General features: G+C 70.6%; 17 protein-coding genes. 13 read left to right on the top strand and 4 right to left on the bottom strand.

Going from position 1 to position 21,822, the window contains the following annotated elements:
• The first annotated feature begins 368 nt into the window (after window positions 1-368).
• Window positions 369-1,463 (top strand): cytochrome P450, encoded by a 1,095-nt coding sequence (locus tag OG194_RS09915; protein WP_327400487.1) that lies wholly within the window; start codon window positions 369-371, stop codon window positions 1,461-1,463.
• Here the strand turns inward: OG194_RS09915 and treY are convergent.
• On the bottom strand, window positions 1,460-3,817 hold the full coding sequence (treY, locus tag OG194_RS09910) for a malto-oligosyltrehalose synthase (RefSeq protein WP_327400486.1): 2,358 nt from the start codon (window positions 3,815-3,817) through the stop codon (window positions 1,460-1,462). The genes OG194_RS09915 and treY overlap by 4 nt on opposite strands.
• Before the next feature lie 101 nt (window positions 3,818-3,918).
• Window positions 3,919-6,036 (bottom strand): glycogen debranching protein GlgX, encoded by a 2,118-nt coding sequence (gene glgX / locus OG194_RS09905; protein WP_327400485.1) that lies wholly within the window; start codon window positions 6,034-6,036, stop codon window positions 3,919-3,921.
• A 197-nt stretch (window positions 6,037-6,233) separates the two neighbouring features.
• Here glgX and OG194_RS09900 point away from each other — a divergent pair, with 197 nt between their 5' ends.
• From OG194_RS09900 to OG194_RS09885, 4 genes are all read left to right on the top strand, one after another.
• Window positions 6,234-7,043 carry a Tat pathway signal sequence domain protein gene (locus tag OG194_RS09900; protein WP_327400484.1) on the top strand — a complete coding sequence of 270 codons (810 nt, stop codon included), beginning with the start codon at window positions 6,234-6,236 and terminating at the stop codon, window positions 7,041-7,043.
• A 73-nt stretch (window positions 7,044-7,116) separates the two neighbouring features.
• A complete protein-coding gene (locus OG194_RS09895; protein WP_327400483.1) occupies window positions 7,117-8,433 on the top strand; it encodes a copper amine oxidase in 1,317 nt (438 codons plus the stop codon).
• 104 nt (window positions 8,434-8,537) lie between these two features.
• The gene (locus OG194_RS09890) at window positions 8,538-9,779 is read left to right on the top strand and encodes an SAV2148 family HEPN domain-containing protein (protein ID WP_327400482.1); all 1,242 of its coding nucleotides are present in this window, start codon (window positions 8,538-8,540) and stop codon (window positions 9,777-9,779) included.
• A gap of 123 nt (window positions 9,780-9,902) precedes the next feature.
• Entirely contained in the window at window positions 9,903-10,625 is a 723-nt protein-coding gene (locus OG194_RS09885; protein WP_327400481.1) for a 3'-5' exonuclease, read from the top strand.
• A gap of 111 nt (window positions 10,626-10,736) precedes the next feature.
• Here OG194_RS09885 and OG194_RS09880 read toward each other — a convergent pair whose 3' ends face one another.
• Window positions 10,737-11,600, bottom strand: coding sequence for a phosphotransferase enzyme family protein (locus OG194_RS09880; RefSeq protein ID WP_327400480.1), 864 nt, complete (start codon window positions 11,598-11,600; stop codon window positions 10,737-10,739).
• A 171-nt stretch (window positions 11,601-11,771) separates the two neighbouring features.
• Between OG194_RS09880 and OG194_RS09875 the strand changes: the two genes are divergently transcribed.
• From OG194_RS09875 to erm, 4 genes are all read left to right on the top strand, one after another.
• Window positions 11,772-12,722: a carbohydrate ABC transporter permease gene (locus OG194_RS09875; protein WP_327400479.1), complete on the top strand. Its 951-nt coding sequence runs from the start codon at window positions 11,772-11,774 to the stop codon at window positions 12,720-12,722.
• 20 nt (window positions 12,723-12,742) lie between these two features.
• A complete protein-coding gene (locus OG194_RS09870; RefSeq protein ID WP_327400478.1) occupies window positions 12,743-13,576 on the top strand; it encodes a carbohydrate ABC transporter permease in 834 nt (277 codons plus the stop codon).
• On the top strand, window positions 13,576-14,856 hold the full coding sequence (locus OG194_RS09865; RefSeq protein WP_327400477.1) for an ABC transporter substrate-binding protein: 1,281 nt from the start codon (window positions 13,576-13,578) through the stop codon (window positions 14,854-14,856). The genes OG194_RS09870 and OG194_RS09865 overlap by 1 nt, the downstream gene beginning before the upstream one ends.
• 367 nt (window positions 14,857-15,223) lie before the next feature.
• Complete coding sequence (gene erm, locus OG194_RS09860) at window positions 15,224-16,006, top strand: ErmE/ErmH/ErmO/ErmR family 23S rRNA (adenine(2058)-N(6))-methyltransferase (RefSeq protein ID WP_327400476.1); 783 nt, start codon at window positions 15,224-15,226, stop codon at window positions 16,004-16,006.
• Window positions 16,007-16,083: 77 nt separating this feature from the next.
• On the opposite strand, the gene OG194_RS09855 is transcribed toward erm, so the two are convergent.
• Window positions 16,084-18,333: an MMPL family transporter gene (locus OG194_RS09855; protein WP_327400475.1), complete on the bottom strand. Its 2,250-nt coding sequence runs from the start codon at window positions 18,331-18,333 to the stop codon at window positions 16,084-16,086.
• A gap of 423 nt (window positions 18,334-18,756) precedes the next feature.
• On the opposite strand from OG194_RS09855, the gene OG194_RS09850 reads away from it, so the two are divergent.
• The 4 genes from OG194_RS09850 to OG194_RS09835 are packed head-to-tail and all read left to right on the top strand — an operon-like array spanning window position 18,757 to window position 21,703.
• Window positions 18,757-19,305 (top strand): DUF1697 domain-containing protein, encoded by a 549-nt coding sequence (locus OG194_RS09850; protein ID WP_327400474.1) that lies wholly within the window; start codon window positions 18,757-18,759, stop codon window positions 19,303-19,305.
• A 53-nt stretch (window positions 19,306-19,358) separates the two neighbouring features.
• Window positions 19,359-20,381 carry a ketopantoate reductase family protein gene (locus OG194_RS09845; RefSeq protein WP_327400473.1) on the top strand — a complete coding sequence of 341 codons (1,023 nt, stop codon included), beginning with the start codon at window positions 19,359-19,361 and terminating at the stop codon, window positions 20,379-20,381.
• A gap of 25 nt (window positions 20,382-20,406) precedes the next feature.
• The gene (locus OG194_RS09840) at window positions 20,407-21,030 is read left to right on the top strand and encodes a TIGR03086 family metal-binding protein (RefSeq protein WP_327400472.1); all 624 of its coding nucleotides are present in this window, start codon (window positions 20,407-20,409) and stop codon (window positions 21,028-21,030) included.
• A gap of 55 nt (window positions 21,031-21,085) precedes the next feature.
• Window positions 21,086-21,703: a mycothiol-dependent nitroreductase Rv2466c family protein gene (locus OG194_RS09835; protein WP_327400471.1), complete on the top strand. Its 618-nt coding sequence runs from the start codon at window positions 21,086-21,088 to the stop codon at window positions 21,701-21,703.
• Window positions 21,704-21,822: the final 119 nt, after the last annotated feature.

Raw genomic sequence — 21,822 nt, 5'->3', positions numbered from 1 at the left:
GGGTTCTCCAGGTGGTCTCGGGGGCCTCGGCCCTCACTCCCGGTGACGTCCCCATCGTGCACGCGCGCGTACCCCCGCACCGGGAGCACCGACGCCGCCGTTCGTCCCCGCACGCCCGCCGCCCGGCCCGCACCCCGGGGTCGTACGCGGGTGCGAGCCGGTGGCCGGGACCGTCCTACGGCGTGCGGCCGGGCCGCGTACGCCGTAGGACCACGGGACGCCTGCTTCACCCGTACGGCCGTACGAGGGCTGCGTCCCGCGCGGTGCGGTGGTCGGCTGGGGGCATCCGCGTGTGCGCATAGCGCGGACGACCGGCCGCGCGCCCTCCAGGGCGGGAGGCGGAGCGACGACCACGGGAGCGGACGGCGGTGCTGTGTCTCACGGACGTGCTCGTCACCCGGACCGCGGGCACCCCGGCCCGTCCACCGGGACCGCCGAGCCTGCGGACGGCCGTACGGGACCCGTACCCGCTCTACCGCACCCTCCGCACGCACCACCCGCTCGTGTACGACGAGCCCTTCGGCGCCTGGCTCGTCAGCCGCTACGACGACGTCCGCGCCGCGCTCGCCGACCCGCGGCTCGTCGCCCTGCCCGGCGACGGGCCGGCCGAAGCGGGCCGGCTCCTCGACCGGGCGCTGCGCGGGCCCGCGCTGGCCGCCCTGACCGCCGCCGTCGAACGCGGCGCCCATGTCCTCGCCCGCAGGCTGGCCGCGCGTGAAGAGGCCGACCTGGTGGCCGAGTTCTGCGACTGGCTGCCCACCGCCTCGGTCGTGGCCGCGCTCGGGCTGCCGTACGAGGAGACCGCGCGTGTGCACCGCTGGTGTCGCACGGGGCTCGGCCCCTCCGAGGGCGGGCGTTCCGAACTGGGCGTCTTCCTGCGGCCGTTGACGGCCCGGCGGCGCGCCCACCCGGGTGGTGACCTGCTGTCCGTCCTGTGCGCCGCGCGGACCGACGAGGCCGTCACGGGGTTGGTGGGCGCGCTGCTCGGCGCGGCCGGTGAGACCACCGCGCGGGCGCTCGCGTCGTTCCTCGCCAACCTCCTTGACCATCCGGGCCAGTTGGAGGTGCTCCGCGCCCGGCCCGAGCGCGCGGCCGGGGCCTGGGCGGAGTCCCTGCGCCGCGATCCGCCGCTGCACGTCGTGCTGCGCCGGGCCGCCGAACCCGTCGGCGCGATCCCCGCCGGGGCCACCGTCGCCTGCCTCCTCGGCGCCGCCGGCCGCGACCCGGAGCGCTTCACCGACCCCGACCGCTACGACGCCTTCCGCCCCGACCCCGCCCCGCTCGCCCACGGCACCGGGCGCCGGACCTCCTCCGAAGCCCTCCTCGCCCGTCTCACGGCCGAACACGGTCTGCGGGCCCTGCTGACCGCCCTGCCGGGCCTCCGCCGCGCAGAGGGCGCCGGGACGGCGCCTGAGGACCTGGTCCGGCGCTCGCCCAAGATCCTCAGGGTCCGCACCCGCTAGTGGCTCTCGCCCACCCGCTCCAACAGCACCACCGGCAACTCCCCGAAAACGTCCTCCACGCGTGCGTGCCCCGTGAACTCCCGCTCCGGAGCCAGCACATCGGCCCATCGCCCCGGGGGCAGCGGCAGCACCGTGTCGCGCCAGCCGCCCGCCTCCGCGAGCCGCGCCGACAGCCGGGTCACCGCCGTGACCACGGCCCCCGAGCGCGAGAACGCCACGCAGTGCGCCGCCGCCGGGCCCTCCGCCGTCAGCGGGGCGTACGTCGCCGCGTCCCCGAAGACCTCGGGGCGGCGGGCGCGCAGCCGTAGCGCGGCGGCCGTGAGCGCGCCCTTGTCGCCGGGGTGCGGGGGCGGGAACGGTACGGGGCGCCGGTTGTCGGGATCGACCAGGGCCCGGTACTCGGCCTCCGTGCCCTGGTAGAGGTCCGGTACGCCCGGCATCGTCAGCTGGACCAGGGCGGCGCCCAGCATGTTGGCCCGGATGTGCGGCTCCAGCGCCGTGCGCAACGCGGCCACGTGCTCGCCAGGAGCCCCGCACGGGCCCGCCGCGACGAACGCCGCCACCGCCTCCTCGTACGGCGGCTCCTGCTCCGTCCAGCTCGTGTACAGGCCCGCCTCGCGCACATGCTTCAGCAGCGCCTCCTGGACGCGCTCCGCGTCCGCCGGGCCGAGCCCGAACACCGTCTGCCAGGCCGCCCACGCCAGTTGAGCGTCCGGCACGCCCTCCCCGGTACGGGTCACCTCGGCCAGCACGTCCGCCCAGCGCTCCGGTACCTCGGTGAGCACGGCCAGCGCGGCCCGTACGTCGGCGCTGCGTTTGGTGTCGTGGGTCGACAGGACGGTGCCCATGGTGGGCCAGTCGCGCTGCACGCGCGCGCAGTACGCGTGGAAGTCCTCCGGGGACACGGCCGGGCTCCCCGGGTTCCCGCCCACCTCGGTCGCCGACAGCAGCGGCACATAGCGGTAGAACGCCGTGTCCTCCACGGACTTGGCCCGCAGCGCGGACGCGGTCTGCGCGAACCGCGTCCGGAACTCGACCTGTTCGGGCCCGTCCCCGTACCGCCCCAGCAGCAGCTCCCGTACGACGTCGACGGCGCCCGCCTCCTCCGGGACGACGAACGCCTGCCGGGCCTCGGCCGCCGCCTCCTCGGTGACGACGGCGGCGGTGTCGCCCGAGGTGTACGGCCGGTACACCTCCAGGCGGACCAGGAGTTCCAGGAGGGCGGTCCGCAGCGCCCAGGGGGCCCGGTCGCGCAGCGCGGGTTCCGGGGACGTGGCGCAGAGGCGGGCCGCGACCCGGGTGAGCCGGTCCATCTCGGCGACCAGCTCGTGCGTGAGCACCTTGTAGGCCGCCCGCCGTACCGTCGCCTCCCACTGTCCGCCCCGGTCGGTCTGCGGGGCCGCGAACCTCCGGTACTGGCCCAGGAGTTCACCGGCGCCCGCCGGGTCCGTGAACATCCCGTCGACCTGCCGGAGGGCGTCGTAGCCGGTGGTGCCCGCGACGGGCCAGGACGCCGGCAGGTGCTCCCCGTCCGCGAGGATCTTCTCGACGACCGTCCAGCGGCCCCCGGTCGCCTCGTGCAGCCGCGCGAGGTAGTCGTCGGGGTCGGCGAGGCCGTCGGGGTGGTCGACGCGCAGGCCGTCGACGACGCCCTCGCGCAGCAGTTGCAGCATCTTGGCGTGGGTGGCGTCGAAGACCTCCGGGTCCTCGACGCGCACCCCGATCAGCTCCGAGATGCTGAAGAAACGCCGGTAGTTGAGCTCGGTGCGGGCCAGCCGCCACCACACGGGGCGGTACCACTGCGCGTCCAGGAGCCGCGGCAGCGGCAGTTCCGCGGTGCCCTCCCGCAGCGGGAAAACGTGGTCGTAGTAGCGCAGGACGTCACCGTCGACCGCCAGGTGCTCCAGTTCCGCGCCGACCGGACCGCCCAGCACCGGCAGCAGCACCTGCCCGCCCTGCGCCTCCCAGTCGATGTCGAACCAGCGCGCGTACGGCGACTTGGGACCCTCCCGGAGCACCTCCCACAAGGCGTGATTGTGGCGCGGGGCCATCGCCATGTGGTTGGGGACGATGTCGACGACGAGACCGAGCCCGTGCTCCCGTGCGGTGCGCGCGAGGGCCCGCAGGCCGTCCTCGCCGCCGAGTTCGCCCCGCACGCGCGCGTGGTCGACGACGTCGTAGCCGTGCGTCGAACCCGGGACGGACTCCAGGACGGGGGACAGGTGCAGGTGCGAGACGCCGAGCGACGCCAGGTACGGAACGGCCGACGCCGCCGCCGCGAACGGGAACTCGGGCTGCAGTTGCAGCCGGTAGGTGGCCGTGGGCACTGCCGGGTCGGGTCGCTCAGGTGTCATGCAGACCTACGTACCCGCCCGGCCGTCTTTCGTGTCATCGACACCCGCATCCGGTCCGCTGATCGGCCGACCACGTGTCCGGCCGGCCGACCGTGCTCCTTCTAGGTGGGCCGTTGCAGCACCGTCATGCTGCGGTCCACCAGGGTCAGCCTGTCCCCGGCCTTCACCTTCGCGCCCGTGCCCGCCGGCACCCCCTCCGCGCGGCCCGTGTCCACGATCACCTCCCACTGGCGGCCGTGATTGACCGGCACGACGAATTCCAGCGTCTCCGGAGAGGCGTTGAACAGCATCAGGAAGGAGTCGTCGGCGATCCGCTCCCCGCGCTGACCGGGCTCCGAGATGGCGTTGCCGTTGAGGAACACCGACAGTGCGGACGCCTGCGCCGAGTCCCAGTCCCGCTGGGTCATCTCCTTGCCCTCCGGGGTGAACCAGGCGATGTCCGACAGCTCGTCGTGGGTGCCCTCCACGGGCCGCCCGTGGAAGAAGCGCCGGCGCCGGAACACGGGATGCTCCTTGCGCAGCCACACCAACGCGCGCGTGAAGGCCAGCAACTCCGCCGGATCGGCGTCGACCTCGGGCCACTTCACCCAGGCCAGCTCACTGTCCTGGCAGTACGCGTTGTTGTTGCCCTTCTGGGTGCGCGCGAACTCATCCCCGTGGCTGACCATCGGCACACCCTGGGACAGCATCAGCGTGGCGACGAAGTTGCGCTTCTGCCGCGCGCGCAGCTCCAGGACGGCCGCGTCGTCGGTGTCGCCCTCGGCCCCGCAGTTCCAGGACCGGTTGTGGCTCTCGCCGTCCCGGTTGTCCTCGCCGTTGGCCTGGTTGTACTTGTCGTTGTACGACACCAGGTCGTTCAGGGTGAACCCGTCGTGGCAGGTCACGAAGTTGATGGACGCCAGGGGGCGACGGCCGTCGTCCTGGTAGAGGTCGGACGAGCCGGTCAGCCGGGAGGCGAACTCGGCGAGCGCGCGCCCCTCGCCCCGCCACATGTCCCGCACGGTGTCGCGGTACTTGCCGTTCCACTCCGTCCACAGGGGTGGGAAGTTGCCCACCTGGTAGCCGCCCTCGCCGACGTCCCAGGGCTCCGCGATCAGCTTCACCTGGGAGACCACCGGGTCCTGCTGCACGAGGTCGAAGAACGACGACAGCCGGTCCACCTCGTGGAACTGCCGTGCCAGGGTGGCCGCGAGGTCGAAGCGGAAGCCGTCGACGTGCATCTCGGTGACCCAGTAGCGCAGCGAGTCCATGATCAGCTGGAGCACGTGCGGGGACCGCATGAGGAGCGAGTTGCCCGTCCCCGTGGTGTCCATGTAGTAGCGGGGGTCCTCCGCCAGCCGGTAGTACGAGGGGTTGTCGAGGCCCCTGAAGGACAGCGTCGGCCCCAGGTGGTTGCCCTCGGCGGTGTGGTTGTAGACGACGTCCAGGATGACCTCGATACCGGCCTCGTGCAGCGCCCGTACCGCCGATTTGAACTCCAGGACCTGCTGGCCGCGGTCGCCCCAGGAGGCGTACGCGTTGTGCGGGGCGAAGAAACCGATCGTGTTGTAGCCCCAGTAGTTGTTCAGCCCCATGTCGACCAGCCGGTGGTCGTTCACGAACTGGTGCACCGGCATCAGCTCCAGGGCGGTCACCCCCAGCTCCACCAGGTGCTCGATGACCGCCGGATGCGCGAGCGCCGCGTACGTGCCGCGCAACTCCTCCGGCAGCCCCGGGTGCTGCATCGTCAGGCCCTTGACGTGGGCTTCGTAGAGGACGGTCTCGTGGTATCCGTGCCGGGGCAGCCGGTCGTCGCCCCAGTCGAAGTACGGGTTGACCACGACCGACGTCATGGTGTGCGGCGCCGAGTCCAGGTCGTTGCGCTTGTCGGGCGCGTCGAAGTGGTAGCCGTACACCTCCTCGCCCCAGGCGATCGATCCGGAGACCGCCTTCGCGTACGGGTCGAGCAGCAGCTTCGCGGAGTTGCACCGCTGGCCGCGCTCGGGGGCGTACGGGCCGTGCGCGCGGAAGCCGTAGCGCTGTCCGGGCATGATGCCGGGCACGTACGCGTGCCGCACGAACGCGTCGCTCTCGCGGAGTTCCACCGCCGTCTCCGAGCCGTCGTCGTGCAGCAGACACAGCTCTACTCGGTCCGCGGCCTCCGTGAAGACCGCGAAGTTGGTGCCGGCGCCGTCGTACGTGGCACCGAGTGGATACGCCTCTCCAGGCCAGACCTGCATGGTCACGACTCTTTCAGCCGGGCCCCGCCACCGGGGCGCCTTGGCCATGAGTCTCCCCGAAAGTGAGGGAACCACCTATGACTTACGTCCCTCTTACCAAATGACCAGTGGATACGACGTATGCCGTATCCCGAACCGAGTGGGACAGACACCGCTCCCGATGGTCCGGGGAGGACCCAGGGGGAGTAGGGGGAAATGTGCGAAGGACAGTGCACCGCCACCTGGGCAAAGTGGTGGCGGGGACGGCCATAGCGGTGGCCGGGACCGCCGTGATGGTCGGCATCACCCTGCCGGGCACGGCGGGTGCCGACGAGTCGGGCGGCACCGGCAAGGCGGCCGGGTCCACCCAGCAGCAGGCGGCGGACGGGCAGGGCGCGGCACCCGGTGTCGTGCAACAGGCCCCCGCCGAGGGCGAGAAGGGCACGGGCCGCGACCCGCTCACCGACGACGAGACCCAGCGCGTCGAGCGGATCGCGGTGAACCAGCAGTTCCTCAACTCCAGTGAGAACGTCGACGGGAAGCGCGGACCGCAGCGCCTCGACGTGCAACTCGCCGACCCCGAGACCAGCGAACTGGACAACCCGAACGCGCCGCGCCGCGCGGACGTGACGTTCTACGACTACAAGGACGACACGGTCGTCACCAAGACCGTCAACCTCGACACCGGCAAGGTCGAACAGACCGGCACCCAGCACGGAGTGCAGCCGCCGGCGAGCCACGCCGAGAACGTCGAGGCGGCCGAGCTGCTGCTCGCCAGCCCGCAGGGCGCGGGCCTGAAGGCCGACTACAAGGACGCCACCGGCAACGAACTCACCTCGCCCGACCAGCTGTTGTTGATGGCCATGGTCTACAAGGCCACTCCGGGACGGCAGTCCGGAGACCTCGACCAGTGCGGCGAGCACCGCTGCGTACGGCTGTTCCCGAAGGTCAAGAACGGGCCGTGGATCGACGCCCGTGACTTCGTCATCGACCTGAGCGCCCGCAAGGTCGGCAAGCTCACCGGCTGAACCGACCGCGCAGGCAGCGCAGTTCCTCGTCCACTGTCCCAACTTGCTTCTCCTGTAAGGGAGTCACTTCTTCATGCGCGTCAACAGAATCAGCCGTGCCCGCAGGCGGGGGGCCGTCGGGCTCGCCCTCGCCACCCTGGCCGCCGGTGCCACGGCCGGCGCGGGACCGGCCGTCGCCCAGCCGAAGACAGCCCCGGCCGCCGCCGCACCCGGTTGCAGCGCCGCCTACACCATCGAGCAGAAGCTCTCCACCGGCACCACCTGGCGGATGTGCTGGCACTACGAGCGCGAGGCCGGCCTCGTCCTGGAGAACATCTCCTACCAGCCGCCCGGCCAGGCCACCCCCATCAAGGTGCTCGCCGACGCGAAGCTCGCCCAGATCCACGTCCCGTACGACGACGGCAAGAACGAGTACAGCGACCTCACCCAGTACGGCTTCGGCACCGGCCTGATGAACATGCAGCCCGGCGAATGTCCCGGCGGTACCATCAAGACCGTCAAGGTCCCCGACGCCCAGGACCCGGCCCACCCGAACGTCAAGGGCCTCTGTACGACGACCCGTTCGCGCGGCCACGCCTTCCGCATGCAGGGCGACAGCGCCAACAAGGTCTTCCAGACCCAGGGCAAGGACTTCCTCGTCTACACGGTCAACCAGGTCGGCTGGTACGAGTACATCACCGAGTGGCGCTTCCAGGACGACGGCACCATCAACATGAACGTCGGTGCCACCGGCAGCCTTTCGCCCTACGACTACGACGCGGGCGACGGCCGCGGCTGGCCGCTCGGCAAGGGTGCCACGGCGTACGCGACGAGCCACCAGCACGACGTCTTCTGGAAGTTGGACTTCGCCCTCGACGGATCCTCCAAGGGACGCGTCGAGCAGTACGACTCGGCGGTCACCACGCACGGCGCCAACACCCCCACCAACAAGACCACGTTGACCAAGGTCACCAAGGAACTCGCGGGCGACGCCAAGAACATGCGCTGGTGGCGCATCGTCAGCGCGACCGGCAAGAACAAGGACAACCACGCCCGGTCCTACGAGATAGTCCCCGGCCCCACCACCAAGTACCCGGGCCGCAGCTTCACCCAGCACGACGTGTACTTCACCGAGTACAACAAGTGCGAGCAGTTCGCCAGCGACAACCTGCCCAACTGCGGTGCCGGGCACCCGAAGCAGGTCGACAAGTGGGTCAACGGACAGACCCTCACCCACCCCGTGGTCTGGGTGAACGTCGGGTTCCACCACATCGCCCGGGACGAGGACCAGCAGCCGATGCCGGTCCACTGGCAGGGATTCTCGATCGCCCCGCGTGACGTCACCGCTATGAATCCGCTCACTCCGGCCGCCCTCGCCAACCAGAACGGCAATGTGCTCGGCGGAAGTTGAGAAACGACCCTGTCCATCCGGCTGCACCGCCGACCGGTCCCGGAGTACCCTTCCTTGATCGTTGAGACTGGGGAGAGCTCGGGGGAGCGGAAGGCGGTGCACGGGTGGGCTCGGGAGGGCTGGAGTTGCCCCCTGGTGACGAGGGTCACGAGGGGAACTCCGCAGAAGTCCCGCCCGGCGCGGTGTCCCTGGCACGTCCGATGGACGCGGCTGGTTCCATCGGTCCGGAGCTGGACTGGGACGCCGACGCCTGGCGCGAGGTGCGTACGCGCGCCCAGCGAGCCGGCCGCGCCTACATCTGGCTGAACCTGGTCGAGCAGCGGCTGCGCGCCGTCGTGGCCGCCGTGCTGCGGCCCATCTACGAACCCGTCCACGGCGACGAGTGGGTGGTCGCCGCGGCCGGTCCGGCCGGCCAGGAGTGGGTGCAGCGCGCGGTCGCCGTACGCGAAGTCAGCCGCCGCAAGGGCTACTTGCTCGACCCGGCCGACGACAACGTCATCAGCTTCCTGACGCTGCCGCAGCTGCGCGAGCTGATGGTGCAGCACTGGCCGTGCTTCGAGCCGTACTTCGACGAGCGCCGGGACGTCGAACTCGCCCTGGACGAACTGGAAGTGACCCGCAACGTCGTCTCCCGCAACCGCGCCCTGTCCGAGGCCGTCCTCAACCAGGCCGAGCGGGCCTCCGCGAAACTCCTGGAGACCCTCGGCGCCGGCAGCGACGTGCCCTCGGCGCGCCGGCTGCCCGTCGACGCGGTCGAGGAACTCATCGGCGACCGGTTCGCCGACGTGGTCGCCGTGCACCCCGACCGGGTGCGGCTGATGCGGCAGTTCCCGGCCGAGGACATCTTCGGCGGGGCCCGCCGGGTCGACGCCATCGGCATCGGCCTCAACCTGCTCGTGCAGAACTTCTCCGGCCGACGCCTCGTCCGCCTCGCCGAGTCGGGCTGCCGGACGCGGCTGCTGTTCCTCAACCCCGCCTCCAGCGCGGTGAAGCGGCGCGAGCGTGAACTCGGCATCAAGCGGGGCGAGTTGAGCCGCGCCGTCGAGATGAACATCCTGCACATGCGGCGGGTGCGGTCCCGGCTGCGCGACCCGGCCGCCTTCGAGATCCAGGTCTTCGACGAGACACCCCGCTTCACGGCGTACCTCGTCGACGGCGACGGCACGGACGGCATAGCCGTCGTGCAGTCCTATCTGCGCCGCAGCCGCGGCATGGAGGCACCGGTGCTGGTGCTGCGGAACGGCAGCCGACTGGTCAAGTCGGACGAAATGGATGACAGCGCGCTTTTCCCCACCTATCGCGATGAGTTCGAGCAGATGTGGGCGGATTCGCGACCGGTGTCCTGACCTGTCCCAGGGCCGGGACCGGGGCCGCTCCGGCGGTAAGCGGAACGCGGTCATCGGATTGTCAGTGGCGCATGCGATCGTGGAGACCACTGGGGGAAAGCACCACCGAGAAGGGGGGCCGTCATGGCCTGGCACCAGGAGCTGCTCATCGGCTTCGACCTGGAGACGACGGGGACGGAGCCGCGCGAGGCGCGCATCGTCACGGGCGCGGTCATCGAGGTCAGAGGCGGACGGCCGATAGGCCGCCGGGAGTGGCTGGCCGATCCGGGCGTGGAGATCCCGGCGGACGCCGTCGCCGTGCACGGCATCACGAACGAACGGGCCACCGCCGAGGGCCGCCCCGCCGACCAGGTCGCCGAGTCGATCGCGGACGTCCTCGTGACGTACTGGAAGACGGGCGTTCCCGTCGTCGCCTACAACGCGGCCTTCGATCTGACCCTGCTCTCCGCCGAGCTGCGCCGGCACGGACTCCCGTCCCTGCGCGACCGGTTGGGCGGCACCGACCCCGCCCCGGTCATCGACCCGTACACGATCGACCGCTCCGTGGACCGCTACCGCCGCGGCAAGCGCAATCTCGAAGCGGTCTGCCAGGAGTACGGCGTGGTCCTCGACGCCGCGCACGACGCCTCGGCCGACGCCCTCGCCGCCGCCCGCCTGGCCGGCGCCATAGCCGACCGCCACCCCAAGGTCGCCGCCCTCGGCCCGGCCGAGCTGCACCGCAGCCAGATCGAGTGGTACGCGGAATGGGCCGCCGACTTCCAGAGCTTCCTACGCCGCAAGGGCGAACAGGACGCGGTGATCGACGGAACGTGGCCACTGCGCGAGCTGGAGGACGAAACGGTCTGAGCTGGCGAACTCCGGATGAGACGCGCGCCCTAAGGGGCGCGGGGAACTGCGCGACCAGCCACAGACGACCGTCACTCGCCCGAAAACCTATCGGCCCCGATCACTAGGCGCTCAGAACGGAAACCACCGCACCGTCTCGTCCCCGTCCCGCAGGGATGCCACCCGGCGCCCGAACTCGGCCAACGCCTCAGGGTTGCTCGGCGCATGCTGAGCAACCCAGGCGCAGCTGGCCGTCTCCCGAGCCCCGCGCAGCACCCCACAGCCGTCCCACTCCCGCACGTCCCACCCGTACGCCTCGGTGAACGAGTCATAGGCCCGGGCCGGGAAGGCGTAACGGTCGCGGGAGAGCGCCATCACCACCAGATCGTGCTCACGCAGGTCGGAGGAGAAGGTCTCCAGATCCACCAGCACCGGCCCCTCCGGCCCGACATGCACATTGCGGGGCAACGCGTCCCCGTGGATCGGCCCCGGCGTCAGGCGCGGCGTGAGCGCGGCGGCGGCAGCCGCGAACCCGTCCCGCCGCTCGCGCAGATAGTCCGCGTCCGCCGGGTCGATCGCGTCGCCCGCGAGCCGCAGCCAGCGTTCCACCCCGCCCAGCAGCTCGCGGGGCGGGAGTTCGAAGGAGGGGGCGGGAAGCGCGTGGACGAGGCGTAGCAGTTCGGCCAAATCCCGGGGCTCGGCCGGACGTACGGAATCGGCCAGCCGGTGCCACACCGTCACCGGGTGCCCCTCGACCAGACGCGCCTTCGGCTCGGCGGCCCGCACCGCCGGGACGCCCGCCTCGGCCAGCCACAGCGCGACATTCAGCTCGCGCCGGGCACGGTCGAGGAGTTCGGCGTCACGGCCCACCTTGACGACCAGGTCACCGGCGGCGAACACCGCGTTCTCGCCGAGGGCGAGGAGCCGCGCGTCCCGCGCCGCGCCGGGCAGTACGTCCGCCGCGGCCAGTACGTCCCGGGCCCGTGCCTCGTCCATCGTCCGCCTCCGAGTCATCCCTGTGCGTGTGCGTACGGCGTCGGGTTCCCGCCATCCGACGGCCAGTGTCCCATTCGCACAGGTGGGACGGCGTGCGAGGTGCCTTGACGAGGCACGACGTGTTCACGACCATGACGGGGCCCGACCGGGCCGTGCAAAGGGGCTGATTCCATGACATCGGTGACGGGGGTATCGGTGACGGAGGCGCGGAGACCACAGAACCGCGCGCCGAGCCGCGACCGACGGCGACGCGCTCCCGACCACGCGGCCTGGTTCCTGGTGTTACCCGCCCTGATCCCGATCCTCGTGCTCAGCGTCGGACCCCTCCTCTACGGAATCCTGCTGGCCTTCACCGACTCCCAGTCCGGCCGCACCGCGCCCACCCAGTGGATCGGCGGTCTCAACTTCCGGGATCTGCTGCACGACACGCTGTTCTGGGAGTCGTTCCGCATCGGGCTGGTGTGGGCGGTCGGCGTGACCGTCCCGCAGTTCCTGCTCGCCCTCGGCCTCGCCCTCCTCCTCAACCAGGACCTACGGATGCGCTGGCTCGCCCGGGCGCTGGCGATCGTCCCGTGGGCGATGCCCGAGGTCGTCGTCGGCATCATGTGGCGGATCGTCTACAACCCGGACGCGGGCATCCTCAACGAGACCCTGCACGACCTCGGCCTCGGCAACGGCCGGGACTGGCTCAGCAGCCTGACGACCGCGCTGCCCGCCGTGATCGTCGTCGGCGTCTGGGCCGGCATGCCCCAGACGACGGTCGCCCTGCTCGCCGGGCTACAGAACACCCCGCGCGAACTCCACGAGGCGGCGGCCGTCGACGGCGCCGGAGCCTGGCGCCGCTTCCGCACGGTCACCTGGCCCGCCCTCAGACCGGTGGCGCTGGCGATCACGGCCCTCAACCTGATCTGGAACTTCAACTCGTTCGCCCTGGTCTACGTCCTGACCAACGGCGGACCCGGCGGCCGCACCCGGCTGCCCATGCTCTTCGCCTACGAAGAGGCGTTCCGCTACGGCCAGTTCGGCTACGCGGCGGCGATGGGATGCGTGATGGTCGCGGTGATCTCGGTGCTCCTGGCCGTCTTCCTCGTGGGCCGGCTGAGGGGAGGAGACGACGCGTGAGGACCAGCGGTACTTCAGGGATGAGGGCGAGTACCGGGGCCCGTGTCGGCCAGTACATCGCCCTGCTCGCGTATCTCGTCTTCCTGGCCTTCCCCCTCCTCTGGTTGATCTCCACCGCGTTCAAGTCCCCGCGAGAGCTGGGGAGTCTGCACCCCACCTGGATCCCGAGGCACCCCACCCTCGCCAACTTCCGCCAGGCCTTCGACGAACAGCCCCTGCTGCACGCCGCGTTGAACTCCCTGCTCGCCGCGCTCGGGGCCGCGCTGATCGCCGTGGTGATCGCGACCCCAATGGCGTGGGTGATGGCCCGGCGCCGGACACTGCTCGCGCGGGCCGCGACCGGGTGGGTGGTGGTCAGCCAGGCGTTCCCGTTCGTGCTGGTGATCATCCCGCTGTTCCTGGTGCTGAAGAACCTGCGGCTGATCGACTCCCTGGCCGGGCTGGTGCTGGTCTACGTGGTGTGGTCGCTGCCGTTCGCGCTGTGGATGCTCGTCGGCTATGTACGGGCGGTACCACCGGAGTTGGAGGAAGCGGCGGCGGTCGACGGCGCCGGAAAGCTCCGCACACTCGTGTCGGTGACGGCACCGCTGCTCGCGCCGGGGATCGTGGCGACGGCGCTGTTCGCGTTCGTCACCGCGTGGAACGAGTTCTTCTTCGCGCTGGTCCTCCTCAAGACCCCGGAGAAACAGACCCTCCCGGTCGTCCTCACCCACTTCATCGGCGCGGAGGGCGTCGCCGACCTCGGCCCGCTGGCCGCCGCCGCGTTCCTCGCGACCCTGCCCTCGCTGGTCGTCTTCTCGCTGATCCAACGGCGGCTCACCGGCGGCATGTTGACCGGGGCGGTGAAGAGCTGATGCGACCCCGATGGATCCTCGCCCTCGCCCTGACCCTGCTCCTAGCCGGCTGCACAGGCGGCGGAAGCGACTCCGCGACCGGCCGGATCACCCTCCGCTTCCAGTCCCTGGCCTGGCAGGACGAGTCCGTCACCGCCAACAAGGAACTGGTGAAGGAGTGGAACGCCACCCATCCCGACGTCAAGGTCGAGTACGTGCAGGGCAGTTGGGACAGCGTCCACGACCAACTGCTCACCTCCTTCGAGGGCGGTGAGGCGCCGGACATCATCCACGACGCCTCCGACGACCTCGCGGACTTCGCCTACGGCGGCTACCTGGCCGACCTCCGGAACCTGCTGCCCACCCGCCTCAAGTCGGAGATCCCGCAACGCAGTTGGGCTACGACGACGTTCGGGAACGGCGTCTACGGCGTGCCCTTCCTCCAGGAGCCCCGGGTACTCGTCGCCAACGCCTCCTGGCTGAAGAAGGCGGACGTACGCATCCCGACCCCCGAACACCCCTGGAGCTGGCCCGAGTTCAGGGACATCACCCGACGGCTGAGCGGCGACGGCAAGTACGGCGTGGCCTGGCCGCTCAAGGAGCCGGTGTCCGCGACGCTCAACCTCTCGCTGTCGGCGGGCGGTGAGCTGTTCCACCGGGGTGAGGACGGCAAAGTGACCGTCCATTTCGACGCGACCGACCAGGTCGTCCCCCGCACGATCCACGATCAGGCGAACGTGGACCACAGCGCCTCACCCACCACCCTCGGCAGCGGCGGCTCGGACACGCTCCCCGGCTTTTTCGGCGGCAAGTACGCGATGATCCCGCTCGGCTTCTCCTACCGCCAACAGATCGTGCAACAGGCGCCCAAGGGCTTCGACTGGCAGGTGCTGCCCGCCCCGGCCGGCGCCGACGGGCTCGCCCAGGGCGTCAGCCCGCAGACCCTGTCCATCGCCGAGGACAGCCCGCACAAGAAGGAGGCCGCCGAGTTCATCGACTTCCTCCTCCAGCCCAAGAACATGGTCCGCCTGGCCCTGGGCGACTGGATGCTCCCCACCGGCACCCAGGCCCTCAAGTCCCCGGCCCTGCACACCACCAAGGACGACTGGTCCACCGGCACCGCACTGGCCGCCGACCTGGTCTCGGCCCCCGCACAGTCGGTACGCGGCTACCCCGAGTGGAAGGACAAGGTGGCGACCCCCGCGTTCCAGGAGTACTACAGCGGCGCGATCACCCTCACCGAACTACGCCAACGCCTGGAGAGGGACGGCAACTTGGTCCTGGCGAGATACCAACGCTGATGAGCTGATGCCCAGTTTCTAGGGGCGCGGGGCTGCATCGATATGCGGCTCCGCCGCGTGGGCGCGACCAGCCCCCACAGGCGCGCACTCGCCACTCAACCGCACCCCCTCCCCGGATGGCGCCTCCCACCACGAAACTCCGTTGCCCCACCCCACCCGAACCACCTAGCGTGCCTCACATGTCAGCCACGAACGCGATCGTGAACTCCGGTCTCAACCGGAGCTGCACGCATGCGATCCGCATCCGCCGCAGCCCCGGTGCCCTGACCGGCCCGGGCATGCACGCCCGCTGACACTTCTCCCTGTTCTTCCGGTCGGGGCCTTCGTCTGCCCGTATGCCCTTCACGGAAGACAAGGACCGCAGGCCATGGCCCGCCCCACCCACGTTTCCCGCGCGCTCTCGCAGAACTTCCTCGCCGACCGCGCCACCGCCGAACACGTCGCCCGCCTCGCCGTCCCGCAGGGACAACAGGTACCGCTCCTCCTCGAAGTAGGCGCGGGAAAAGGCGCGTTGACCGCGAGGCTCGCACCCCGCTGCCGCGAACTCCACGCCCACGAGATCGACCCCCGCCTCGTACCGAAACTCCGCACCCGCTTCTCCACCACACCCCAAGTCCACGTGGTCGCCGGGGACTTCATGGACACCCGACCGCCACGCACCCCGTTCGCCGTCGCCGGAAACGTGCCGTTCTCCCGCACCGCCGACATCGTCGACTGGTGTCTGAGCGCCCCCGCCCTCACCGACGCCACCCTGCTCACCCAACTCGAATACGCCCGCAAACGCACCGGGAACTACGGCAGTTGGACCCTGCTGACGGTCCGCACCTGGCCCCGGTACGAATGGCGGCTGGTCGGCCGGGTCGACCGGCGCCGGTTCAGTCCCGTGCCGCGCGTCGACGCCGGGATCGTACGGATCGAGCGGCGCCGGACCCCGCTGCTAGAACCCGCCGCGCTGCACGGCTGGCGGCACCTGGTCGAGCTGGGCTTCTCGGGGGTGGGCGGCTCGCTGCACGCCTCGCTGCGCCGGGCCCATCCGAGACGGCGCGTGGACACCGCGTTCCGTGCGGCGCGCCTCGACCCACGCGTCCTGGTGGGCGAGGTGTCGCCGGACCACTGGCTACGGCTGTACGCGGCGCTGAAGACGTCGTAGGACAGGAGATGTCGTAGGACATGGGTGAGGGCCTGTTGGTTCCCCCGGGATACCAACAGGCCCTCGATCATGGGGAGTCATACCCGCAGGGGCTCGCCCTCGCCCGTCACCGCGGACGTGGGCGTGACCTCCTCCGGCGACTCGTCGTGCGTGAGGTCGGGCAGGCGGTGGAGCCACTTCGGGAAGTACCAGTTGCGCTCGCCGAGCAGGGCCATCACCGCGGGGAGCAGGACGCCCCGGATGACCGTGGCGTCGATGAGGACCGCGGCGGCGAGGCCGACGCCCATCTGCTTCATGGACTGCATGGACAGGGTGCCGAAGATCGCGAAGACGGCGACCATGATGACGGCGGCGCTGGTGACGACGCCTGCCGTGGTGACCACGCCGTGCCGGATCGCGTCCTGGGTCGAACGGCCGCGCAGCCGCGCCTCGCGGATACGGGAGACGACGAACACGTGGTAGTCCATCGACAGGCCGAACAGGATGACGAAGAGGAACAGCGGCAGCCAGGTGACGATCGCGCCGACACCCTCCGCGCCCACCAGCGAGGCGCCCCAGCCGTGTTGGAAGACGGCGACGAGTATGCCGTAAGCGGCGCCCACGGAAAGGAGGTTGAGGACGATCGAGGTGATCGCGACCGTCAGTGAGCGGAACGAGAGCAGCATCAGCAGGAAGGCGAAGACCACCACGAACGCGAAGACCGGGACGACCGATCCGAGGAGCTGGTCGTTGAAGTCCTTCGAACCGGCGACCTGTCCGGTGATCGGCGCCTGGACGCCGTCGACCTTGCCGAGGGTCGCGGGGCGTACCTCGTCGCGCAGTTTCTCCAGGCTCTTCGAGGCCTTGTCCTGGTCGGAGCCGCCGACGAGCGGGACGTAGACGAAGGCGACGTTCTGCGCGTCGTGCAGCTTGATGTCGACCGGGCCGCGCGAGGCACCCGAACTGACCGCCCGCGCCTTGAAGTCGGCCAACGCCTGCTTGACCTCAGGTGCGTTGATGTCCTTCGCCTTGACGATTACCTCGGCCGGGTCGGAGCCGCCCGGGAAGGCGTCGTTGACGCGGTTGTAAGTCCCCACGATCGGCAGGGAGTTGCCGAACTCCTGGTCCAGGGTGAGGTTCTCGGTCTTCATACCGACCGCGGGAGCGGCGATCGCGAGCAGCGCGCCGGTCGCCACGAGGACGGAGACCAGGGGCTTGGCGAGCACGCGTCGCAGGACAGCGGTCCAGAACCGGCTCTCGCCGTTGCCCCGGCGACCGCGCCGGCGCAGGAACGGGATGCGGCCCTTCTCGACCCGCTCGCCCAACAGCGAGAGCAGCGCGGGCAGTACGGTCACCGAGCCGACCATGGCGACCGCGACGACCATCAGCGAGGCCAGGCCCATCGCCTCGAACTCGGCGAGCCCGGTGAACAGCATGCCCGCCATCGCCACGCACACCGTGACACCGGAGACGATGATGGCCCGGCCACTGGTCGCGGCGGCGATCCGCAGCGCGGCCCCGGCGTCGCGGCCGGCCTCGCGCTCCTCGCGTTCGCGGCGCAGATAGAACAGGCAGTAGTCGACGCCGACGGCCAACCCCACAAGCAGCATCACGGAGTTGGCGGTATCGCTCATCGGCTGGACGTGGCTGACGAGGCCCATCAGACCCATCGTCGCCACGATCGCGGTCATGGCCAGAGCCACCGGCAGCAGCGCCGCCACCAGCGCGCCGAAGGCGATCAGCAGAATGCCGAAGGCGACGGGCACGGCGGAGTACTCGGCCCTCTTGAAGTCGTTGCCGAAGGCGTCCTTGTACTGCTTCGCCATGCTGGCGCTGCCGATCTCCTCGATCCGCAGCGAGCCATGGTCCTTCTGCACCCCGGCGACGGCCTTCAGTACCGGCTCCACCCGGTCGCCGGCGGTGTCCGCGTCGCCGCGCATGTCGAACTGGACGAGCGCGCTCCGCCCGTCCTTCGAGATCGTCTTCGTGTCGTACGGCGAGGTCACGTCGGTGACCCGGCCGGTTCCCTGGACGGCCTTGACGACGGCGGTGACCGTGGAGCGGAACTCGCTGTCGGTGGACGTGACCGACGTGTCCTTCGACTGGATCAGGATGGTCTCACCGGCCGGTTCCTTGATCCCGGCGTCGTCGATGATCGTGGCGGCGGTGTGCGTCTCGCCCTTCAGCTGGTCGCTCTCGTCGACGTCGACGCGGCCCGCCGCCGAGCCGATCCCCATGGCCAGCACCACGAACAGCACCCAGACGCCGACCGCGGCCCACCGGTGCCGGGCGCTCCAGCCGCCGGCTCGGGCGGCGAGCCCCCGTACCCGCGAATCTCCGTTCCCCATGACGGGCTTGCCCCCTTGTGCACGGTGCCAGCCCCCTGCCGCCACCTCATGGTTCGAAGGTATGCGCGGAATAAGAACGTCCCCTCGTGCTGACCGGTGAGGTGTCGGACGACCGGCTCCTCCGCACGGACACCGGACCCTCACCACTGGGGAGGACGGCGGCCCCTTACATCTATCGCGGCGGCTCGGGGGTGGTGATCAGGGTGTCCGATGCGTCGGCCGGGGTCCGCTTTGTTATTACGAAACCTTGTTGGACAAGTCACAGGTGGCGGTGGACGGGCCTGTAGGTGTTGATCCGGAGCCACCTCATCCGCCAGAGTTTCCGCACACCCGCACCCCACGGGGAGCGGACACCCGCACACCACATGGAGCGGCCGTCGTGCCCACCCCCACGGGGCACGAAGGCCGCTTTATGGTGTGCGGATGACGACGACGTATGCGGCGCTCCTGCGCGGGATCAACGTGGGCGGCAACAAGAAGCTCCCGATGGCCGAGTTGCGCACGCTCCTCGAAGGCCTCGGACACGACGACGTCCGCACCTATCTCCAGAGCGGCCAGGCCGTGTTCGCGAGCGGTCACGGCGACGGGGAGTCCCTCGCGACGGAACTCGCGCAGGCGATCGAGGAGCGGTTCGGGTTCGCGGTCGACGTCATCGTCCGCGACCACGCGTACCTCAAGGCGATCGCCGACAACTGCCCTTTCCCGGCCGCCGAGTTGGAGGGCAAGCAACTCCACGTCACGTACTACTCGGCGTCCGTCGCCGAGGACCGCTTCGCGGAGATCGACCGATCCGTTTACCTCCCCGAGGAGTTCCGCCTCGGCGACCGCGCCCTGTACCTCTACGCCCCCGACGGCCTCGGCCGCTCCAAGCTCGCCGCGGAACTCTCCCGGCCGCGGCTGAACAAGGGGCTGATCGCGACCTCCCGCAACTGGAACACCGTGGTCAAACTCGTTGAGATGACCGCCAGTTGACCAGAAGACGTACCCGATGACCCGGCCCGTACGCGCTGTGCGAGGCTCGTCCCATGCGCTACATCATCATCGGAGCAGGGGCGGTCGGCGGGGCCATCGGTGGCCGGCTGGCCGGGGCGGGGTGCGAGGTCGTGCTGGTCGCGCGGGGTGCGCAACGGGCGGCGCTGGCCGAGCACGGGCTGCGGCTCAAGGTGCCGGACGGCGAGTCGACGTATCGAGTGCCGGTCGTCGAAGACCCCGCCGAACTGGGCGAGTTGAGGCCCGACGACGTACTCGTGCTCGCCGTCAAGACACAGGACAGCGAGTCCGCGCTCGCGCTCTGGGGCCCGGCACCGGTCACCGGCGGCGGCACGGCCGCCGAGCGACTCCCGGTCGTCTGCGCGCAGAACGGGGTGGAGAGCCAGCGGCTGGCACTGCGCCGCTTCCGACGGGTCTACGGCGTCTGCGTCTGGCTGCCCGCGACCTTCGTCGAGCCGGGTGTGGTCGCCGCCGAGGGCGCCCCGCTCACCGGCATCCTGCACCTCGGCCGCTATCCGCACGGTACGGACGAGACCGCCGGGCTGATCTCCGCCGATCTGGAGAAGTCGAGGTTCGAGGCGCCGGTCGTGCCGGACGTGACGCGCTGGCAGTACGCCAAGTTGCTCGGCAACCTCGGCAACGCGATCGAGGCGGTCGCCGAGATGCGCGGTACCGAGGAGCACCTGGCGTTCTACGGGCGGGTGCGGGCCGAGGGCGCGGACGTGCTCGACGCGGCCGGTATCGCGTACGCGGACGCCGAGGAGGAGAAGGAGGCGCGCGGCGACAAGATCCAGCTCGTGGAGATCGACGGCGCCCCGCGCGGCGGCGGCTCCTCCTGGCAGTCCCTGAACCGGGGCACCGGCACCATCGAGGCCGACTACCTCAACGGCGAGATCGCGCTGCTGGGGCGGCTGCACGGCGTACCGACACCGCTCAACGACCTGCTGCAACGGCTCGCGAACGGGTTCGCGCGCGAGCGCAGGACGCCCGGCTCGCTGCCGTTCGACGAGCTGACCCGGCTGGCTGACGACGCTGTCGCGTTTGTTCAAGAGTCCTGAGGGCGCCCTCCCTAGCGTGGGAGCCATGAGCAACCACGACCAGCACCCGCACCCGAACGACCTGTATCCGCACATGATCGAATGCGCCGCCGAGGCGGCCCGCGTCGCGCGCGGTGTCACCTCGGACCGGCTCGACGACCCCACGCACTGCCCCGACTGGGACGTCCGCGCGATGGTCAACCACTGGGTCCTCTACACCTCGCACGGCCTGGAGCACCGTGCCCTGCGCGAACAGCTCTCCGAGGAGCTGACCGCGCGCGACTTCACCGCCGACCCGGACTGGGCGGAGGCGTACGCGGCCCAGCTGGACCGGGCCGTCGCCGCCTGGGCCGACCCGGCGGTGTGGGAGGGCGAGGTCGACCTCGGCATGGCGAAGATGCCGGCCGACGAAATCGCCTCGATGATCATCAAGGAGCTGGCGGTCCACGGCTGGGACGTGGCCACGGCCACGGGCCAGCAGTACACCGTCTCGGACGGCGCGGCCGGACTCGTCCTCGCCGTGGTGGAGAAGCACGGTGACCTCTACCGCCAGTACGACGGCTTCGCCGACCCGGTACCCGTACCGGCCGACGCCCCCGTCTTCGAGCGGGCCCTCGCGTCCAGCGGACGGAACCCGAGGCAGCGGGCCACGGCCGAAGTGGACCAGTGAGAGAGTGCCGTATTGGGCCGAGTGCTCGGCCTAATCGGCGGCTAGCGTTGTCCGTATGAGTCACGACACCCCGGTCCGCGTCGACTTCTACTTCGACCCCGCCTGCCCCTTCGCGTGGATCACCTCCCGCTGGCTGCTGGAGGTCGAGCGCGAGCGCCCGCTCGACCTCCGCTTCCACGCGATGAGCCTCTACCTCCACAACACCGGCAACGAACTCCCCGACTGGTACCGGGAGTTGGTCGACAAGTCCATCGACCCGGTCCGCGTCGCCGTGGCCGCCGCCGCACAGCAGGGCGACAAGGTCCTGCGGGACCTCTACACGGCCTTCGGCGTCCGCATCCACGAGCGGCGCTACGACGACTTCGACGCCGTCATCGCCGAATCCCTCGCCGAACTCGGCCTCCCCGCCGAACTGGCCGACGCCGCCTACGATCCGACGTACGACGAGGCCGTGCGCCGCAGTCATGAGGCGGGCGTGGAGGAGGAGTCGGGCGGATACGTGGGGACGCCGACCCTGCATGTCGACGGGACGGTGTGGTTCGGGCCGGTGCTGCGGGCGATTCCGCGCGGCGCGAGGGCGGCCGAACTCTTCGACAGCTTCCGGGTGTTGGCCACGTGTCCCGACTTCTTCGAGTTGAAGCGGACGCGTACCGGGGGTCTGTCCTTCGACTGAGCCCCGTGACCGTCATCAGCGGCGGGCGTCGGGGTGGTTGTCGTCGCGCAGTGACATAAACGCGGCGTGAGACGCAGTACGGAAAGCGACCCCCGTGATCATGCTCATGCCGCCGGGGG

Origin of the sequence: Streptomyces sp. NBC_01288 (genome assembly GCF_035982055.1) — a bacterium.
In the GTDB taxonomy this organism is placed as follows: domain Bacteria; phylum Actinomycetota; class Actinomycetes; order Streptomycetales; family Streptomycetaceae; genus Streptomyces.
The sequence above is the reverse complement of the archived record's forward strand: the minus strand, read 5'-3'. Positions and strand labels throughout refer to the sequence as shown.

What these genes read in the sequence shown, in the direction of transcription:
- treY (WP_327400486.1), bottom strand. Translation starts at nt 3,817, where the DNA reads ATGACACCTGAGCGACCCGACCCGGCAGTGCCCACGGCCACCTACCGG.
- glgX (WP_327400485.1), bottom strand. Translation starts at nt 6,036, where the DNA reads ATGCAGGTCTGGCCTGGAGAGGCGTATCCACTCGGTGCCACGTACGAC.
- OG194_RS09895 (WP_327400483.1), top strand. Translation starts at nt 7,117, where the DNA reads ATGCGCGTCAACAGAATCAGCCGTGCCCGCAGGCGGGGGGCCGTCGGG.
- OG194_RS09885 (WP_327400481.1), top strand. Translation starts at nt 9,903, where the DNA reads ATGGCCTGGCACCAGGAGCTGCTCATCGGCTTCGACCTGGAGACGACG.
- OG194_RS09880 (WP_327400480.1), bottom strand. Translation starts at nt 11,600, where the DNA reads ATGGACGAGGCACGGGCCCGGGACGTACTGGCCGCGGCGGACGTACTG.
- OG194_RS09875 (WP_327400479.1), top strand. Translation starts at nt 11,772, where the DNA reads ATGACATCGGTGACGGGGGTATCGGTGACGGAGGCGCGGAGACCACAG.
- OG194_RS09870 (WP_327400478.1), top strand. Translation starts at nt 12,743, where the DNA reads ATGAGGGCGAGTACCGGGGCCCGTGTCGGCCAGTACATCGCCCTGCTC.
- OG194_RS09865 (WP_327400477.1), top strand. Translation starts at nt 13,576, where the DNA reads ATGCGACCCCGATGGATCCTCGCCCTCGCCCTGACCCTGCTCCTAGCC.
- erm (WP_327400476.1), top strand. Translation starts at nt 15,224, where the DNA reads ATGGCCCGCCCCACCCACGTTTCCCGCGCGCTCTCGCAGAACTTCCTC.
- OG194_RS09855 (WP_327400475.1), bottom strand. Translation starts at nt 18,333, where the DNA reads ATGGGGAACGGAGATTCGCGGGTACGGGGGCTCGCCGCCCGAGCCGGC.
- OG194_RS09850 (WP_327400474.1), top strand. Translation starts at nt 18,757, where the DNA reads ATGACGACGACGTATGCGGCGCTCCTGCGCGGGATCAACGTGGGCGGC.
- OG194_RS09845 (WP_327400473.1), top strand. Translation starts at nt 19,359, where the DNA reads ATGCGCTACATCATCATCGGAGCAGGGGCGGTCGGCGGGGCCATCGGT.
- OG194_RS09840 (WP_327400472.1), top strand. Translation starts at nt 20,407, where the DNA reads ATGAGCAACCACGACCAGCACCCGCACCCGAACGACCTGTATCCGCAC.
- OG194_RS09835 (WP_327400471.1), top strand. Translation starts at nt 21,086, where the DNA reads ATGAGTCACGACACCCCGGTCCGCGTCGACTTCTACTTCGACCCCGCC.